This window comes from Nonomuraea sp. NPDC059023 (genome assembly GCF_042740095.1).
Taxonomy (GTDB): Bacteria; Actinomycetota; Actinomycetes; order Streptosporangiales; family Streptosporangiaceae; genus Nonomuraea.
This window is the reverse complement of record NZ_JBHYIO010000004.1, coordinates 18,868-36,351: the sequence shown is the minus strand read 5'-3', so window position 1 is coordinate 36,351 and position 17,484 is coordinate 18,868. Positions and strand designations below refer to the sequence as shown.

12 protein-coding genes are annotated in these 17,484 nt (G+C 71.8%); 8 read left to right on the top strand and 4 right to left on the bottom strand.

Annotated features, from left to right (window positions below; translation table 11 throughout):
• Positions 1-186 precede the first annotated feature (186 nt).
• On the bottom strand, positions 187-1,581 hold the full coding sequence (locus ACFWYW_RS08360; RefSeq protein ID WP_379613494.1) for a hypothetical protein: 1,395 nt from the start codon (positions 1,579-1,581) through the stop codon (positions 187-189).
• A gap of 259 nt (positions 1,582-1,840) precedes the next feature.
• On the opposite strand from ACFWYW_RS08360, the gene ACFWYW_RS08355 reads away from it, so the two are divergent.
• The 7 genes from ACFWYW_RS08355 (at position 1,841) to ACFWYW_RS08325 (ending at position 11,960) form a co-directional block, all read left to right on the top strand.
• Positions 1,841-2,596 (top strand): hypothetical protein, encoded by a 756-nt coding sequence (locus tag ACFWYW_RS08355; protein ID WP_379613496.1) that lies wholly within the window; start codon positions 1,841-1,843, stop codon positions 2,594-2,596.
• 8 nt (positions 2,597-2,604) lie between these two features.
• Complete coding sequence (locus ACFWYW_RS08350; RefSeq protein WP_379613498.1) at positions 2,605-3,363, top strand: hypothetical protein; 759 nt, start codon at positions 2,605-2,607, stop codon at positions 3,361-3,363.
• A 104-nt stretch (positions 3,364-3,467) separates the two neighbouring features.
• Complete coding sequence (locus ACFWYW_RS08345) at positions 3,468-4,652, top strand: helix-turn-helix domain-containing protein (protein WP_379613500.1); 1,185 nt, start codon at positions 3,468-3,470, stop codon at positions 4,650-4,652.
• Positions 4,653-4,747: 95 nt separating this feature from the next.
• Entirely contained in the window at positions 4,748-5,947 is a 1,200-nt protein-coding gene (locus tag ACFWYW_RS08340) for a hypothetical protein (protein WP_379613503.1), read from the top strand.
• 38 nt (positions 5,948-5,985) lie between these two features.
• Positions 5,986-7,296, top strand: coding sequence for a hypothetical protein (locus ACFWYW_RS08335; protein WP_379613505.1), 1,311 nt, complete (start codon positions 5,986-5,988; stop codon positions 7,294-7,296).
• Positions 7,297-7,562: 266 nt separating this feature from the next.
• Positions 7,563-10,598, top strand: coding sequence for a chromosome partitioning protein ParA (locus tag ACFWYW_RS08330; protein WP_379613507.1), 3,036 nt, complete (start codon positions 7,563-7,565; stop codon positions 10,596-10,598).
• A gap of 66 nt (positions 10,599-10,664) precedes the next feature.
• Positions 10,665-11,960 (top strand): threonine/serine exporter ThrE family protein, encoded by a 1,296-nt coding sequence (locus ACFWYW_RS08325; protein ID WP_379613509.1) that lies wholly within the window; start codon positions 10,665-10,667, stop codon positions 11,958-11,960.
• Between the two features lie 441 nt (positions 11,961-12,401).
• Here the strand turns inward: ACFWYW_RS08325 and ACFWYW_RS08320 are convergent, their stop codons facing one another.
• Positions 12,402-13,769, bottom strand: a complete 1,368-nt coding sequence (locus ACFWYW_RS08320) for a citrate synthase (RefSeq protein WP_379613511.1) — start codon at positions 13,767-13,769, stop codon at positions 12,402-12,404.
• A 71-nt stretch (positions 13,770-13,840) separates the two neighbouring features.
• Between ACFWYW_RS08320 and ACFWYW_RS08315 the strand changes: the two genes are divergently transcribed.
• Positions 13,841-15,061, top strand: coding sequence for a LeuA family protein (locus ACFWYW_RS08315; protein ID WP_379613513.1), 1,221 nt, complete (start codon positions 13,841-13,843; stop codon positions 15,059-15,061).
• Positions 15,062-15,064: 3 nt separating this feature from the next.
• Here ACFWYW_RS08315 and ACFWYW_RS08310 read toward each other — a convergent pair whose 3' ends face one another.
• Entirely contained in the window at positions 15,065-16,384 is a 1,320-nt protein-coding gene (locus ACFWYW_RS08310) for an NAD(P)/FAD-dependent oxidoreductase (RefSeq protein ID WP_379613514.1), read from the bottom strand.
• A gap of 89 nt (positions 16,385-16,473) precedes the next feature.
• A complete protein-coding gene (surE, locus tag ACFWYW_RS08305) occupies positions 16,474-17,346 on the bottom strand; it encodes a 5'/3'-nucleotidase SurE (RefSeq protein ID WP_379613516.1) in 873 nt (290 codons plus the stop codon).
• Positions 17,347-17,484 lie beyond the last annotated feature (138 nt).

The following is a 17,484-nucleotide window of genomic DNA, read 5'->3' as shown; positions in this document are numbered from 1 at the left end:
AGACACGATTCCGCATCGGTCAGGTCGTCTGTCAACGCCTGATTGTTTTTGATTCGCCTTTTGTCATCGGGTGCGGGTTTTCCTGGAGAACCTGATCCGCGTTTTGCCGCACCGCGCGCACGCCTGCGTCACCACCAGGCCGATCCGTTCGATCTCGACCCAGTGGCGATGGAGGTGCATGGGGGTTCAGCCCTTCCGCGAGCCCGCCTTCTTACCGTTGATGGTTACCTCGGGCGGGCACTGGGCGGAAGGGGCGCCGGCCGTTCCGCACAGGGCGCCCTGGTTGACCTGGATCTCGTTGGCCTTGCCGGAGACCGAGGCGGTCAGCAGGCGGCTGATGTCCTCGCCGACGCCGCAGCCGGCGAACGGCGGGATCTCCACCAGCCCGCGCAGCACGCCGCCGACCAGGAGGTTGTCCTGGTAGGGCGGGTCGTACATCTCGCCGCCCCGGAGTTTGAGATCGATCGGCCTGGCCGTCCGGCACTTCGGGCCGACGTCGATGGGCCGGCCGTTCACGCTGGCCTTGAGCACACGCATGGTGACGCGCGCGTTGACCGCCACCGCCAGGTCGTCTGAGCCGTCGGAGGTGGAGGAGTCGATGAGGTGCACGTTGGCCACGCCCACCTGGGTGAGCTCGACCGTCGTGGTGGTCGGCACGAAGCCGAAGGTCAGGAAGGTGCCGGTGGCGCGGACCGGCTGGTTCTCGCCGACGTAGTCCTGGCGCTGCCACGGCACCGTGCCCGGCGGCGGATCCCTCGGCACGAACCAGCGGAAGCCGCTGAGGCTCTTCACCGCCGACAGCGACTCGACCGAGACGCCGGCGTCGAGCTTCTTGATGTTGGAGAAGCCCTTGAGCTTGGCGCAGCCCATCGCGGGCGGGATGGGCCCCGGCACCGCGGTCGGCGGCACCTCTGGCACCTCGAAGTCGGGGTTGAGCACGGTGGCGGCCGGGTTCGGCGGGCAGTCCTCGCCGGTCTTCGGGCCGCGGAAGACCACCTTGGCCTGCACGGTCTCGGTCTCCGGCGTGCAGGTCGCGATCTTGGCGCCGCCGGCGGGCGGGGTCAGGATCATGGTCAGCGCCGAGGCGGTGAACGTCGCGACGCCGGGGACGGCCGCCTTGAAAGCGTCGCCGCGCTGGCCGGCGGTCCAGGTGGCGGCGGTCAGCCGTACCTCGCCGGAGGCGGCGACCGGGCTCTTCGCCGGGCTGCGCACCTGCCGCCAGGCGAGCACGCGCGGCTCCGGGCTCTCGCCCTCGTCCGCCTCGAAGGCGGCGCCGACCTTGGGGGTGATGGTGGCGCTCAGCGAGTCCACCGGCTGGTCGGAGAGGTCGGCGAGGATCGAGCGGGGCATGACGATCTTCATGCTGAGGCGTCCGGGGCGCACGTCCACACCCACGGCCTCGGGGCTCTTCATCGTGACCGTCAGGCGGATCCTGATCCGGTGGTTCGTGGCCGAGTCGCCGACCTTGCACCCGTACGCGGTGTCCGACACGGGGCCCCGCGTCCCGGTGGCGGCGCTTCCCCCGGACCCGAACATGGTCGCGAGAATTCCGGCGGCGATCCACGGCGCGGCTGAGCGCATGGCAGTCCCTTCAGCGGTGTCCGCGGCACGGTAGGGCACAACGCATTCGCTTTTCAAGCCTTTGTCATCGGCTGACAAACGCGCCGGGCGGCTTTGTCAGCGGATGAGCACACACCGCTTGGCAGCCGGTGACTAATTCACCGCGCATTGTTTGTCACTGGCTGAGCAATACATATTTCAGGGATTCGAATTGTTGACGCCAGAACTCTCTTCTGTTTCTGTGACGTTCGTCACCACTCACCTTTCATGGAGGCACACGATGAAATCCATCGCACGGGTGTCAGCGCCATTAGCCGCCGCTGCCGTCGCGCTGATTCTGCTGCCCGGCACGGCGGTGGCGGCCGAGTCCACCCCCGTCATCCGCGCCGGTACGGCCACCGCGGCCGCGTACTCCGGGAAGATCCAGGCCCTGAGCTTCGGCGAGGTGTACTTCTCCGGCAACGCCCCCTTCATCGGCCTCGTGGACACCACGTGCCAGTACGCCCAGTTGCGCGGCGGCGTCAACTCCGACGGCACCGGCGGCTACGTCAACTACGTCCAGATCGACAACAACGGCTCCGGCGGCGCCTGCCCGAACAACCAGGGCGGAACCACCACCATCACCACCGTGAACACCAACGGCAGCGGCACGATCTACTACGACGACGATCACCTCAACAACCGCGACACCTTCCTCAAGCTGCCCGGCAACCAGCCCGGCGTGAAGATCAAGGCCGTGATCGAGATGCCGGCCGTCACCACCGAGCCGCAGACCTGCTACTACGGCCTCACCGCCGACACGCCCACCCTGGAGATCGACCTCTACAACCCGGACAACCCCAACCGTCCCGACCCGTCGCTGGCCCAGGCCCAGGGCAGCGCGCAGGGGCAGCAGTTCTACCTGATGCCGACCGAGACCAACGACGTGTACTGCCCCGAGGCCGCCGCGGCCTTCGCCAACGTGGTGGTCAAGGGCGAGTCCGTGCCCAACTCCGGCACCTACGACCAGAAGCTTTACGCGACCAAGGCCCCGTGAGGAATCCCGTGAAGGTCGCCAAAGCCGCCCTGGCCGCGCTGCTCATGTTGGGGACGCCCGCCGCGATGGCCGCCCCCGCCCAGGCCGAGGACATCCCCGCGTTCGACTTCGCCGACTGCCCCGACCTGCCCGACCGCGCCGACCCGCGGTTCTGGACGTGCAACGTGATCATCGTCAACGGTGGGAAGTTCGTGCTCGGCAAGTTCGACCAGGTCATCAACAAGCCGATGAAGATCACCTACGCCACGGGCCTCGACCCCGACACCCGCAAGCAGGTCACCGTCTTCGGCCGGCTGCGCGCCGAGCGCATGACGGTCAGGAAGGGCATCTTCGGGGACCCCATCCTGACCGCCGTCTACGCCGAACCCCAGTACGCGGGCTCGTTCGACGTCGTGCCCGGCCCGATATGGAAGATGGCGCTGAAGGTCCGCATCATCAACCCGGTCCTCGGCCACAACTGCCGGCTCGGCTCCGACAGGAACCCCCTCCGGCTGAACCTCATCCTCGGCACGACCAACCCGCCACCGCCCAACACGCCCATCTCCGGCGTGAAGCCGGTCCTGGTGTCCACGAACCCGCCGATCCAGAAGGCCACGATCGTGGACAACGCCTTCGCGGTGCCCGGCGCGGAGAGCTGCGGACTCGGCCTGGGCCTGCTGAACGCGGTCGTGAACTCCCAGGCTGGGACCCCTGCCGCCGCCGGTCGCAACACCGCGATCTTCCAGCAGTACGGATCCTTCAAGAAGTACACCGACATCGTGCCCTGACCGGTTCGATGATCAAGGAAGTGCCTGGTCTCTTGTCGGAGGCCGGGCTCTTCCCTATGTTCGTTGTGTCACATGTCACAAGGCGGATGAGGGAGGTGTGACTGTTGACGCAAACCGTTGAACAGGGTGACTTACCCGGCCCCATCCCGCCGCACTTCGCCGAGATCATGTGGCCGGAGGTGCCCAGCATCGTGGACGAGGTCCTCCTGGCGATCGGCGAGTCGATCCCCGAGTTCGCCCACCGCACCACCGGAAAGCACGGCCAGCTGCTGAGACGCGGCGTCGACTGCATCCTCACCTCGTTCATCCAGCGGGTCGCCGACCCCAGCGCCTCCTTCGAGGCCCGCGACGCCGTCTGCCGCCAGCTCGGCCGCTTCGAAGCCCGCGAGGGCCGCAGCCTCGACAGCCTCCAGGCCGCCTACCGGCTCGGCCTGCGCCTGGTCTGGCGGCGCAGCGTCGAGGTCGGCAACCGGCACGGCGTCGACCCCTCGCTCGTGGCCACGATGGGCGACTCGATCATCGCCTTCATCGGCGACCTCGCCGAGCAGTCCGTACGCGGCCACCAGGAAGAGCTGGCCCGGGCCAGCAAGGACCTGCGTGAACGCCGGGCCAGGCTGCTGCGCCACATACTCGACGGGGGCGGGGCCGTACCCGAGCGTGCCGCCCGCGCCGCCTGGACGCCCGCCGAGCAGATCACGCTGGTCGCGCTGCGGGCCGGCGCCACCGACCCCGGCGGCCCGCTCGAACCCGGCGTCCTGGCCGACTGGGCCAGCGCCGAGCCCTGCCTGCTGTATCCGGGCGAGATCGCCGGCGAGCGGCTGCGGCGCCTGGAATCCCTGCTGAGCGGCATGTCCGCCGTCATCTCCGTCACCGTGCCGCTGGCCGCCGCGCCCTCGGCCATGCGGTGGGCGCGGCGCGTCTTCGCCCTGGCCGACGAGGGGATCATCGCGGGCGCGCCGCTGCTGCGCTGCGAGGACCACCTGGTCACGCTGTGGCTGCTGGCCGACCACGAGCTCACCGAGCAGATAGCGCGCCGCGAGTTCACGGCGCTCGGCTCGTTCACGACCGGGCGGCGCGAACGGCTGCTGGAGACGCTCGGCGTGTGGCTGGCCACCCGCGGCACCGCGGCCGACATCGGCGAGCAGCTCAAGGTACATCCGCAGACCGTGCGCTACCGGATGCGGCAGCTGGAGAGCGCACTCGGCGACGCCCTGACCGAGCCGGACCGGCGCTTCGCCATCGACCTGGTCCTGCGGGCGCGCGCCGCGAAAGGCTCGTTCGGCATCTGACGCGTGGCGTCGCGCGGGCTTCGGCGTCGGTGTCTTCGGTACGGCGCGCCGCGTCCGGTGCCAGAGTGTCGGTGCGAAGCCGTACCTTAGTTCGCGTGCCTGAGCAGCCCCTGACCCTCGACGCCGCGCTCTCCGAGGAGGCGGTGCTGTCGACCTACCGCCGGATGTTCGCCGCGCTGGCCCGCGACAGCGGGGCCGTGGTCGACGACCCGGCCCTGGTCGACATCGCCGAGACGCTGTTCGGCGCCTTCGCCGAGGCGGGCGAGGAGTGGCTGACGCACGAGCAGATGCGCCATGTGTGCCGCGCCTATCCGGCCGATCAGTTCGACAACCGGCTGCGGGTGCTCAAGGGGCTGGGCGCCGTCCGCGAGGTCTTCCCCAAACCCAACCAGCTGCGCTATCGGGCCTCGTTCACCAGCGTGGTCGGGCTGATGTTCATCCGCCGCATGATGGACGACGGCGGCCAGTCCGAGATGCACCGCCTGCTGGCACTCGAAGACCTCAACGTCGCCGACCCGCGCACCACCATGGAGGAGGCCAGGCAGAGCGCCGCCAACCTCGCGCGCGCCTTCCGCCTGTGGGCCCTGGAGCTGATCACCCTCACCACCGGCACCATCGAGGAACTGCGCGAGCAGGCGCCCAAACTCTGGGGCACCGAGGAGATCGCCCGCCGCGCGCAGAGCCTGCACGGCACCATCCTCACCCGCTGGCCCGATCTCGACCGCACCTGCACCGACCTGCGCGCCGCCATCTACTCCTACAGCGACGCCAGCCGCCGCGCCGCCGGGCGCCTGGCCGACTCCGCCGGCACCACCCGCAACCTGACGCTGCTGCCCACCGAAACGTGGCGCACGTTCTCCCAGACCGCCTCCCGCGAACGCCTGGCCGCCGTCCTCGACGGGTTCGTCTTCGACGCGCCCGCGCCGTGGCACGACCCGGCCGCGATCGCCCGCGCCGTCGACGAGGCCCCGCGCCCGGTGCCCGCCCAGCCCACTCCCCCACGCTCCGACCTGCCTGACCCCGGCCCCGCCGACTCCCTCGACGGCCCGGCCGACGCCGTCGTCCAACGGCTGACGGAGGTCGCCGAGTCCCTCCTGGCCGGGGCCGCCCGCGTGCGCCTGGCCGACGCGGTCGGCGCCGACTGGTCCTCGGTACGCCGCCTGCTGGCCGACCTCACCAGCATCGACCTGCGCCCCGAGCTGCCCTACCGCCTGACCTGGTCCGACGAGCTCTCGGTCGACCCGGACCGCGAACCCGCCTGGCTCTCGCACGGCTTCCTGGAGCGCACCCCATGACAACAGACAGCGTCACACCTTCGACCGGAGCAGGGCCCGTGAGCGCCAACCCGCAGGCCAAGGCGGGGCAGGCGAGCGAGGCGCCGCAGCCGGAGGCAGCGCCCACGAGCGGCGCACGGCAAGCGGCGGCAGGGCGCGTGAGTGGCGGGTCCGCGGCGGTGGCGCATGTGCGGGCTCGCTCTGGTGGGCCGCTGCGGCTCGGGGCCGGGGCTCCGGCGCCGGTGGGCATGGTGCGGCTGACGCACCACGACACCACCGGGCTGGCGGTGCCCGTCTGGCCGGACGGGGCGACGCCGTCCCTGCTGGAGGAGCATCAGGTGGCGCCGATGCCGGTCGAGCGGGCCGGTGAGGCGCGCCGCGTGCTGGCGGCCTGCCTGAAGTGCTGCTGGAACGACCTGGCCGCCGACCCGTGGCCAGGCGTCGCGGCCCCGGCCGAGCAGGTGCTCGACACCTACCGGGCGCTGATCGGACGTTCCGACGACCTGATGCGCAACTGGGCCGTCGGCGCGCTGCGCCGCCTGCACGACTCCTCGTGGATCGTCCTTTCCGACGGCGTGGTACGTCTGGGACCCCGCTGCGCCCTCTGGCCGGTCGAGTCGTTCGCCCAGCTCAAGGAGCTCGTCCGCAGGCTGCCCGAGCCGGAGCGCGACGAGCTGACCGTGGTCGCCGACGAGGACCTGGTGGCCGGAATGCCCGCCGCCGAGCCGGGCGGGGTGGTCGAGGGCGGGGAGGCCGAGTTCGACGACCTGCTGTCCAGCTATGACGAACGACGCAGGGCCGAGCTGGTCGGCGCCTACATGGTGCTGGAGCATGCGGCGGAACCGGTCCAGGAGGCCAGGTTCGCCGCGTTGCGCGACCCCGCCATGCGGCACACGCTGGGCGAGATGCTGGGGCGGCGCGGCCGTACCCTCATCCAGCAGCACGAGCGCTGGACCTCCGGCTACGACGACACGACGGCGGCCGAGGCGGCGCGGGCCGAGGGCGGGCTGGGCGAGAGCGAGCGGGCGGTGCTGACGCTGGTGCTGGTGCACTCGGTGGCGATCCCGCGCGCGGAGGGGGCACTGCCCGAGGACACGTGGCTGTCGCCGTTCCCGACGCCGGTGGACGAGCTGCGCCGCCACACCCAGCTCCCGATCGGCGAGCTGGAGTCGGCGCTGCGCGCGTTGCGGCACGCCGGGCTGCTGGGGCAGGTGAAGGCCGGTGAGGAGGCGGGCGGGTACGTGCCGGGCCCCCAGTTCCACCGGCTCACGCCGTCGGCCAGGCGGCGGCTGCAGGAGGAGCTGATCCTGGCGGCCGGGCCGCACACGCCGCTGGCGGGAGCCGTACGGGCAAGAAGGTCCGCGTCATGACCGCGAACGCGCATCGCCCCGCAAACGCGCGCCACCACCCGGGCGAACCCCGCCACACGGACGCGCGCCGCCACGCGGATGCGCGTCACCACGCGGATGGGCATCGCCACGCGGACGGACACCGCCACGCGGATGGGCGTCGCCACGCGGATGCGCGTCGCCGCGCGGGTAGGCAGCGCCGCGTGAGCGGGCATCGCCACGTGGGTTGGGGTGTGGGTGGGTTGGGTTGGTTGTTGGATGAATCTCGGGGGTTGAGGGTGTCGCAGGTGGAGAACGTCGTCGGGGACCGGGTCCTGATCGCTGTGCAGGCGGTCAACATCTCCCGGCTTTCGACGCACCCCGTGCCGACCGTGCCGGGGACGCTGATCGTGGTGGCGGGGGCCGGGCCGAAGGATTCCAACGGGGCGGGCAAGTCTTCGTTCATCGCCTCGATCACGGCGTTGCTCGGCGATGAGCAGTGGCGGTTCGCCTCGGGGGCGAAGGCGGTGTCGGAGCTGCTGTTCAATGCCGAGCTGGCCAGCGGGGCGGGCGGCAAGCAGTGGGCCAGCGCCGACCACGGCTACATCGTCGGCGTCTTCGGCCCGCCCGGGGCCGACGCCGATCTCGCCGCGCTCGACCCCGGCGCGCCTGCCGTCAGCGACGACGAGGGCGTCTCGGGTGAGCTGATCTCGGCGGAGATGGAGACCGGGGAACTGTTCCAGGTGCCGACCGGGGGCGCGGTGACGGTGTGGCTGCGGGTCAACCAGGAGGCGCCGCACCTGGAGGTCCGCTGGCGGGAAGGGGTGCACCTGGCCGCGGCCGCGTCCGAGGCGGAGCGGGTGGCCAGGGCCGACGACATGTGGAACGCGCTGCCGAAGTCGGCCGGACGCCGCGACGTGGTGGCCCGCGACCTCACCAAGGTCCTTTACGGCGACCGGGTGCGCTGTGTGTCGTTCCTGTCGACGTCGGTGCGGAGCAAGGTCGCGACGAACCTGCTGTCGCAGCCGCTCAACGAGATCACCCCCGAGCGCGTCTTCGAGGCGATCGCCGCCCTCACCGGCCTGGACACCGAGCTGGAGCAGGAGCGCGAGGCCCGGCGCGACGAGCACGCCAAGCGGGTGCGCGCGGCCCAGGCGGGCGAACGGCTGGCCGAGTTCGAGGCCGAGTCGAAGGCGTTGCTGACCACGTTCGACCGCAGGGACCAGGCCCGGGTACGGCTCGCGGAGGCGCTGCGCTGCTGGCGGGGCCGCCAGGCCAGGAAGCTGGCCGACGCCGCGGCCAAGGACGAACTGCTGGCGGCGGAGTCGGCCCGGCACCAGGAGGCGGCCGAGAAGGCCATAGCAGCCATCTCGATGGTCAAGGCGGAGATCGCGACGCTCAAGGACGACACGCTCGACAGGAAGATGAGCGAGGCGCGCAAGGAGCTGGCCGCGCTGCAGGCCAGGGCGGCCAAGCTCGACACCGACCGGGCGGTGGCCGCCAACTCCGCCGACGAGCTGCGCGGTCAGATCCCGGCGCTGGAGGAGACGCGGCGCTTCGCCGACGGCAGGGACGTTCCGGCCGCCGAGCGGGAGGTGGGCGAGGCCAGACTGCGGCTGAACGAGGCGCTGAAGGGCCTGGGCGTCGCCGACCGCGAGGTCGCCTCCGCCCAGGCGGCGCTGGACGATGCCGAAGGCGGCCCGGCGGCGGCCCAGCTCAACGCCCTGTCGGCCGCCGGTCTCGACGCCACCGGCCTGCTCGACGCCCTCGACGTCGCCGAGCAGGCGCGCGACCACGCCCACGACCCGGGGCCTGAGGGGCTGGTTCTGGCCGGGTTGCGCGGGTGGCCGAACGAGCACGCGGTGATCGTGGACGCCGACCGGCTGGAGGCCGCGGCCGCCGCGCTGGCGGGGCTGCCGGGGTCGGTGCTGGTCTCCTCGGCCGGGGTGAGCGTGGTCGGCGCCTTCGACGGGGTCGCCACCGGGCGCGAGGCGCGGATCAAGGCCGCCGAGCATCGGCTCAACCGGGCCAAGGACACGCAGGAGTCGGCGACGCAGGCCGTACACGATGCCGAGGGGTCGGTGGCGCAGGCGCAGCGGCGACTCGAAGGCGCCAGGGCGGCGGTGCGGCTGGCCGAGATCGAGGCGCGGCTGGCCGAACGGCGCGCCAAGCTGGCCGAGCTCACGGCGGCGGTAGAGGAGGTCACGCCGAAGGTGGCCGAGACCGAGCGGCTGGCCGGATCGCTCGACTTCCGCGCGCGCACCCGCGACATGGAGATCGAGCGGATGGAGGGGCGCAGGCAGCGGCACGAGGGCGAGCGCGACCAGGCGAACGAGCAGGACCGGCGGGTGGCCGCCGACCGCGAGGCGCTGAAACTCGGCGCGCTGGCCGCCGACTGGGGCGGCACCGCCGACGGCGCGCGCGAGTGGATCGAGGCGCTGCCGGAGGAGGAGCGCCCGCGCGGCGCCGACGAGTGGTGGCGGATGGCCGAGCGCCACTTCGACCAGGCGCAGCGGGACACGTTCCCGGAGGAGGACGCCGAGGTCCCGGAGGAGCTGGCCTTCCTGCTGGCCGAACGGGCGGGCAGCACGGCGCGCGAGCAGGCGACGTTCGCCGCGGTGTGCGGCGCGCTGGCCTCCTACCTGCGCGGGCAGGAGGAGTACGAGAAGCACCAGCGCCGCCAGATCGAGGCGCAGGTCGACTCCCGGCAGCGCGACCTGGCCGCGGCCGACAAGGGCGCGGAGGAGGCGGCGCAGTCGACGGCCGTGCACCGGGCGGCGCTGACGGCGGCGATCAAGGCGCGGCTGACGCGGGTGGCGGAGGAGTTCGACAAGCTCGACACCGGCTACGGCGGTTACGGGGCGACGCTGGAGTTCCCGGTGCCGCCGCCACCCGCCGACCCGGAGCAGCGCTGGCAGTGGCGGGTCACGCCGAAGTGGCGGCGGGGCGACGGGCAGGGGTTCGTGCCGTACAACCGGCGGGCCAACACCGCGCTCATGGACGAGAAGGCGGTCAAGCTGGTGTGCGCGGCGGCGATCGCCTCCTCCGGGGGCGGGCACCTGTGCCTGGTGCTCGACGAGCTCGGCCGCAACCTGGGCAAGGAACACCGGCGGGAGGCGGTGGCGCTGTTCCGGCGGATCGGCGAGACGTACGGGATCACGGTGATCGGCGCGCTTCAGGATGACATGGAGCCTTATGCGATCGACGCGTGCGGGCAGTACATCAAGCTGCGGCGGTCGTCGGACGCCATGCCGTACAACGAACCGCCGGTGATCATCGGGCACGACCAGCACGCGGAACGCGTGCGCGCGCTCGCCTCCTACGTGGAGCGGCCCGCCTCATAAAGATCCGGCGGCCCCACGGTGTGGCGGCGGGGCGGTGGCGTGGCGGGCGGCTAGCGTCCGAGTCCGATGACGTACACCGCCTCCGATGCCGACGGGCATCGGGCCATGGCTCTGGCGCTCCGCGTCGGCGAGCTGCTGCTCGGCAGCGGCGAGGCGACCGAGAACGTCGGCGGCGCCATGCGCAGGATCCTGGAGTCCTACGGCCTGCGCAACGTGGAGGCCGACGTCAACCTGTCGGCGATCACGTTGTCGCACGTGCCCGAGGACGGCCGCGCCGCCGCCACGGCCGAGCGCAGGGTACGCCGCCGCCAGCCCGACTACGACCGGCTCATCGCCGTCCACGTGCTGGTCGGCGAGATCACGTCCGAGGGGTTGTCGCTGGCCGAGACGGAGGGACGGCTGCGGGAGATCACCCGGCGGGTCAAGGTGTACCCGGAATGGGCGGTGGTCTGCTCGCTCGCGCTCATCTCGGCGTCGGCGGCGGTGCTGATCGGCGGCGGGCCGATCGTCGCGGCGGCGGCGTTCGCGGCCACGATCCTCGGCGACCGGGCGGGCGCGTGGCTGGGGCGGCGCGGGGTGGCGGAGTTCTTCCAGCTCGCGGTCGCGGCCAGCTTCGGCGCGTTCATCGCGGTGCTGCTGATCTGGGGCGAGGTGCCGGTGCAGTCGTCGGCGGTCGTCGTCGGCGCGGTGATCGCGCTGCTGCCGGGGCGGCCGCTGGTGGCGTGCGTGCAGGACGGCATCGCCGGCGAGTACGTCACGGCGACCGCCCGGCTCACCGAGGTCGTGTTCATCGTGGCGGCGGTGATCTCGGGCATCAGCTCGGTGCTGGCGTTCGCGCTGCAGCTCGGGGTGCCGATCAGCGTGGACAACGTCCCGACGGCGCCGCTGTCGCTGGACACGCCGCAGTTGCTGGGGGCGTTCGGGGTGAGCCTGACGTTCGCGGTCGCGTTGCTCGTGCCGCCGCGGTACCTGGTGCAGGGAGCGTTGGGCGGGTTGCTGATCTGGGTGACGTTCGTGTTCCTGACGTGGCGGGGACTGTCCGCGGTGGTGGCCACGACGGTGGCGGCGGCGGTGATCGGACTGCTGGGGACGGCGTTCGCGCGCCGGGTGAAGGTGCCGTCGATGGTGTTCGTGATCCCGGCCATCGGGCCGTTGCTGCCGGGGTCGGTGCTGTACAAGGGGATGCTGGAGATGAGCCTGGGCGAGTTGTCGCGGGGGACGCTGCACCTGATCGAGGCGCTGTCGATCGCGCTGGGGATCGGCGCGGGCGTCATCATGGGCGCGGAGATCCTCCGCGCCTTCCGCGGCCGCGACCTGGCCCGCCGCATCCGCCCCGCCTCCCGCCGCACCCGGGGATATTGATCGCGATTCATCGGCCTTCTCGCGCCTTCACCCCCACGCCCGCACTAACCACTCGCCGCACCTCTATCGGGTCCGCGCGTCCGGCTCTCACCGCGCGTGCGACCACCACCATCCGTTACGGCAAGCCGCCCCCACGCCTCCCGCCGACGTCGGCGGGCGCCGATCGTCGGGCGCTTCTCACGTCGGACAACACCCCACCGCCACGACGCCCCCTTGGCCGGACCCCTGGTGTGACATGCCCCGGATCGGCGCGCTGCTCTGATCGCCCGGAGCTTTCCGCGAACCCGGGCGGTCTCCGTCGGGGCGCTGCATGGGCCCGATCGGCACGTGTTCGAAAGGTTGCGGCGGGTTTCCCCTACCGGCCCCTATCGGCGCGTTCGGGAAGTTTCCGCGCCATCACGTCAGGCGGGATCAGCGCGTTTAGTGTGGTTGGCCGGGTCTTCAGGTGGGTTGGGTTGGGGGGATTGGGGGTGGGCCGGTGTAGGAGGCTCGGAGGCGGAGGAGGGTGCCCTTGCCGTACTCCTCCATCGCGTGGGCCAGCCAGCCCGCCGTTCTCGCGATCGCGAACACCGCCTCCCCCGCCCCGGGGACCATGCCCGCCACCGCCGCCAGCGTGGCCAAGGCCATGTCGATGTTGTGTTCCGGGAGGCGTCGGCGGCGGGTCTCGGACAGGATGGCTCGGGCGGCGGCCACCCGGTCGTGGCCGGGGGCGGCGGATTCCACCAGGTCCAGGAGGGCCGCGCCTCTGGCGTCGCCGTTCTTGTACACGCTGTGGCCGAAGCCGGGGATGCGTTCGCCCCGCCGTACCCGCTCGCCGATCACGCGCGGCGCCAGGCCGGGGTCGGTGACCTCGGCCAGCATGCGTTCGGCCCCGTAGGAGGCGCCGCCGTGGAGCGGACCGCCCAGAACGCCCAGCCCGGTGAGAACCACCGCGTACGGGTCGGCCTTCGCTGAGGCGGCGACCCGGGCGGCCAGGGTGGAGGCGGCCAGTTCGTGGTCGGCGAGCAGGACCATGGCCGCGCGCAGGGCGTCCACGAGGGCGGGGGCGGGTTCGCGGGCGGTCAGCCGTGGCCACAACCGCTCAGCGATCGTCCCCGTCGTGCCCTCCCCTACCAGGGGTAGCGCGTCGACCAGGCCGGAGATGAGGCGGCGTCCGGTGGCCGCCACGGAGGCGGGGTCGAGCTGGTGCCGCAGGCTGTCCGAGGCGCCGAGCACGGTGACGATCACCTGCAGCCGGTCCAGCGGCAGAAGCTCGACCGGCAGACCCCGCTGAGCGGCCACCGCCGCCCGCAACGCCCCCGCCTCTCCTGCCCAAAACCCACCAGGCTCCGCCGCCGCCTCACCCTGCGCAACGCCCCGCCCGGCCGACTCGCTCAGACTCACGACCCGCCCAACCGGGTACGCCCCCGCACCTCGCGAAAGCGCCTCGCCCCCCGGGTCCGCTGCTTCGTGGAGGTCCCGGCCGCCCCGTGAGGCGGACGGGTCGGCGGGCCACGTACCTGGGGAGTCGGTCCAGAGGAGTTCGGCTACCGATTCGAAGGGGTGGGTGCGGGCCAGGGAAAGGGCGTCGTGGCCTCGGTAGTACGGGCGGTCCAGGCCCAGGGCGGTGATGGAGGACTCGATCACCAGTTCCGGCGGCTGGCCGCGGGGACGGCCGCGGCGGGCCAGTTGCTCGACCTCGGCGGCGTCGAACATGCTGCGCCTGCCGTCATGCCGGCGCTTCAGGACGCCCCTGCTGACATACGCGTAGAGCGTCGCGGGCTTGACGCCGAGGCGGTCGGCCGCTGTGGCGGCGTCTATCCAGTCCATGGCCGAACCCCCTCAATGTTGATGAAAATCAATATTGATCCATGTTGAGGGAGCGTGTCAACGTTGAGGACATGCCAAAGGTTCATTTCCTCGACGTCACCAACCGGGACGGCGTGCAGACCGCGCGCACGGGCCTGTCGAAGTTCGGCAAGACCATGGTCAACTTCTACCTGGGCAAGCTCGGGGTGGCGCAGTCGGAGATCGGGTTCCCCTTTCTGTTCCACGAGGTGCCCTATGTGCGGGCGCAGGTGGCGCTCGCGCAGGCCGGCGCGTTCGGGGCGCTGCGGCTGTCGGGCTGGTGCCGGGGAGTCGCGCAGGACGTGGAGAAGGCGGCGCCGCTCGGGCTGACGCACTACAACCTGTCCATCTCCACCTCGGACTACATGATCCAGAACAAGTTCCAGGGGCGCCTCGACCGGGAGGCGATCATCCGGGAGATGACGGCGGCCGTGCGTGCGGCCAAGAGCGCCGGGGCCGAGACCGTCGGGGTCAACGCAGAGGACGGCTCGCGCACCGACGACGGGTTCCTGCTGGAGTTCGCGCTGGCGGCGAAGGAGGCCGGGGCGGATCGGGTGCGGTACTGCGACACGATCGGCGGCGACACCCCCGGCCGGATCCGCGAGCGGTTCGCCCGCCTGGCCGGCGCCACCGGCATGCCCGTCGAGACCCACTGCCACAACGACCTCGGGATGGCCGTGGCCAACTCCGTCTCCGGCGCGCTCGGGGATCTGGAGGCGGGGCAGGACGCGTGGATCAACACGTGCGTGAACGGCATCGGCGAACGTTCGGGAAACGCCGACCTGCTCTCGACGATCCTGGCGTTCCGGCACGGGTTCGGGCTGGAGAAGGCGGAGATCGGCGACGAGCTCGATCTGTCGTGGGCCAGGAGGTTCGGGTTGTGGGCGGCCTACGCCTTCGGGCAGGCGCTGCCGTACAACCAGGTGGGGGTGGGGCGTAACGCGTTCGCGCACGAGAGCGGCATCCACGCGGACGGCGCGCTCAAGGATCACGGCAACTACGAGCTCTACGACGAGGCGTCGCTCGGTCCCTTCCCCGCGGACTGGCACGCGCGGGACGGGCGGGTCGTGCTGACCGGCGAGTACGGCGGCAAGGCCGGGTTCCGGCACGTCATGGAGGGGCTCGGTGCCGAGGTGGCCGAGGAGGACCTGGCGTTCCGGGTGGTGCAGCTCTGCAACGCGATGACGGGCAGGCCGCTCACCGACGACGAACTGCGCCTGATCGCGACCTACCCGCGTGAACTGTCCCTGTTGTTCCCCGGCTACACCGGTTAGCGCTCACGCCGCCCGGTCCACCTGGGCCTGGGTGGCCAGGGCCTCGTGGAAGTCCTTCTCCGGGTGCTCAAGACCGCCCAGCTGAACGGCTTCGCGGCGGAAGAACATCGCGAGCGTCCAGTCGGCCAGCACCTTCGCCTTGTGGTTGAAGGTCGGCACCCACGCCAGGTGGTACGCCCGGTGCGCCACCCAGCCGAGGAACCCGGTGAGCCTGAGCCGGTAGACCTGGGCGACGCCCTGGTGGTGGCCGAGTCCGGCGACCGAGCCGAGGTAGGCGTGCTTGTAGGCCTTCAGCTTGCGGCCCCTGACGTAGGCGACGATGTTGCGGCCGAGGAGCTTGGCCTGCCGTACCGCGTGCTGGGCGTTGGGCGCGGTGAAGGCGCCCGGGTTGGTGAGGTCGGGCACCGCCGCGCCGTCGCCGGCCGCGAACGCGTCGGCCAGGCCCTCCACGGCCAGGTACTCCGTGGCGAGGATCCGGCCGGTCCGGTCGACGGGCAGGCCGCTGGTGGCGGCGAGCGGGTTCGGGCGGCCGCCGGCGGCCCAGACGATCGTGCCGGCGTCCAGGGCGGTGCCGTCGCTCATGGTGGCGACGCCGTTCTCCGCCGAGGTGAGCCGCGTGTCGAGGCGCACGTCCACGCCGCGTTCCCGCAGCGCCTTCGCCGTCCAGACGCCGAGGTCCTCGTGGATCTCGGGCAGGATGCGGCCGGTGGCCTCGACCAGCGTCCAGCTGAGCTCCTCGCGCCGGACCTGCGGGTGGTAGCGCAGCGCGTCGTCGGCCAGCCCTTGCATCTCGGCCAGCGCCTCCACGCCCGCGAACCCGCCGCCGACCACCACGAACGTCAGCGCCCTGCGGCGCACGCCGGGGTCGTCGGTCGAGGCGGCGGCGGCCAGCTGGGCGAGCACGTGGTTGCGCAGGTGGACGGCCTCGCCGACCGTCTTGAAGCCGACGGCGTGCTCGGCCAGGCCCTTGATCGGCAGCCCTCTGGTGATCGAACCCGTGGCCATGACCACGATGTCGTAGGCGATCTCATAGGGGCGGCCCTGGGCGGGCTGGAAGGTGGCGACACGCTCGTTGTGGTCGACGTTGGTGATCTTGCCGGTCAGCACCCTCATGCGGGGCAGCACCCGGTTGAGCGGCGCCACCACGTGCCTGGGCTCGATCTGGCCACCGGCCGCCTCGGCCAGGAACGGCTGGTAGGTCATGTAGCCGCGAGGGTCGACGATCGTCACTTCCGCCTCGCCGGTACGCACCAGCTTGCGCAACCCCAGAGCGGTGTACAAGCCGACATATCCGCCGCCGACGATCAGGATCTGCTTCCTCATGACGTCCACGTCCTTCTTGAGTGGTTGTTCACCCACATAGACGGGACAGCCCTCGCGGTTGTGACACCTCCTTCCAAGATCTTTTCCCGTTACGGAGTGAGGCCGTCGAGACGGTCGGTCAGGCGCGAGGTGACCACGGGACCGGCCTCCCAGGAGGAGGTCAGCGGGGTGACGGTGACGTCGCCGCCCGACAGGAGCGTGCGGTCGGCGTCCGGGACCGGGTCGGGGGCGGTGGCCGCCAGCGGCGCGAGGCGGTAGCAGCGCGGGCACGCGTCGGTCGCGGGCAGGTAGTCGACGGTGATGGGTAGCATCCTGCCCAGGCGGGCCATCTTGACCTCGCCCGTCGGGACCGCCGGGTAGTTGACGTTCAGGGCGGTGTACGCGGGCAGCAGGCGGCCGTTGCGCGCGGTGGTGGCCAGGCGGTTGACGAGCTTGACGCCGAAGGCGATCGAAGCGCCCGCGCTGGGGAAGGCCGAGCCGGCGCGGGCCGTACTCAGGGCGACGGAGGGGACGCCCACCTCCAGCGCGGTGATCGCGGCGCCGACGGTGCCGGAGTGGTTGACGGCGGCCGCGACGTTCTCGCCCTGGTTGGGGCCGGAGACGACCAGGTCGGGCGGGTCACCGGCGAAGACCGTGCGGATGCCGAAGGAGACGGCGTCGGCGGGACTGCCGGCGATCGCCCACACCCCGGGCGACATCTCGGCCGCCTCCACGGTGGTGCCGAACCTGATGTTGATCGAGGTGCCGACGCCGCTGGAGTCGCCGGCCGGGGCGACGATCGTGACCTCGTGACCGGCGGCGACGAGGGCCTGGCGGAGCTGAAGGGTGAACGGAGCCTGGTAACCGTCGTCGTTCGTGAGCAGGATGCGCAACGACGGCGGCGGCGTGGCGGCGGTCTGTGCCTGAGCAGGGGTGGCCAGGACGGATAACAGGGCCGGTACGAGGAGGATGCGCCTGATCATGGGGGTCTCCGTTCATGGTCGTTCACCGGGGATTCACCTGCTGAGTGACTGCTCCGGATCGGGCCTTCTGAACTGCGAGCCTGCTACGCGGCACGGGGACGGGCACACCCCTAAACGGGCAGGGGTGACCGCGATTGT

Excerpts from the sequence above, each read along its gene's own strand:
- ACFWYW_RS08320 (WP_379613511.1), bottom strand. The coding sequence starts at position 13,769 with ATGGACTGGATAGACGCCGCCACAGCGGCCGACCGCCTCGGCGTCAAG.
- ACFWYW_RS08325 (WP_379613509.1), top strand. The coding sequence starts at position 10,665 with ATGACGTACACCGCCTCCGATGCCGACGGGCATCGGGCCATGGCTCTG.
- ACFWYW_RS08315 (WP_379613513.1), top strand. The coding sequence starts at position 13,841 with ATGCCAAAGGTTCATTTCCTCGACGTCACCAACCGGGACGGCGTGCAG.
- ACFWYW_RS08355 (WP_379613496.1), top strand. The coding sequence starts at position 1,841 with ATGAAATCCATCGCACGGGTGTCAGCGCCATTAGCCGCCGCTGCCGTC.
- ACFWYW_RS08310 (WP_379613514.1), bottom strand. The coding sequence starts at position 16,384 with ATGAGGAAGCAGATCCTGATCGTCGGCGGCGGATATGTCGGCTTGTAC.
- surE (WP_379613516.1), bottom strand. The coding sequence starts at position 17,346 with ATGATCAGGCGCATCCTCCTCGTACCGGCCCTGTTATCCGTCCTGGCC.
- ACFWYW_RS08360 (WP_379613494.1), bottom strand. The coding sequence starts at position 1,581 with ATGCGCTCAGCCGCGCCGTGGATCGCCGCCGGAATTCTCGCGACCATG.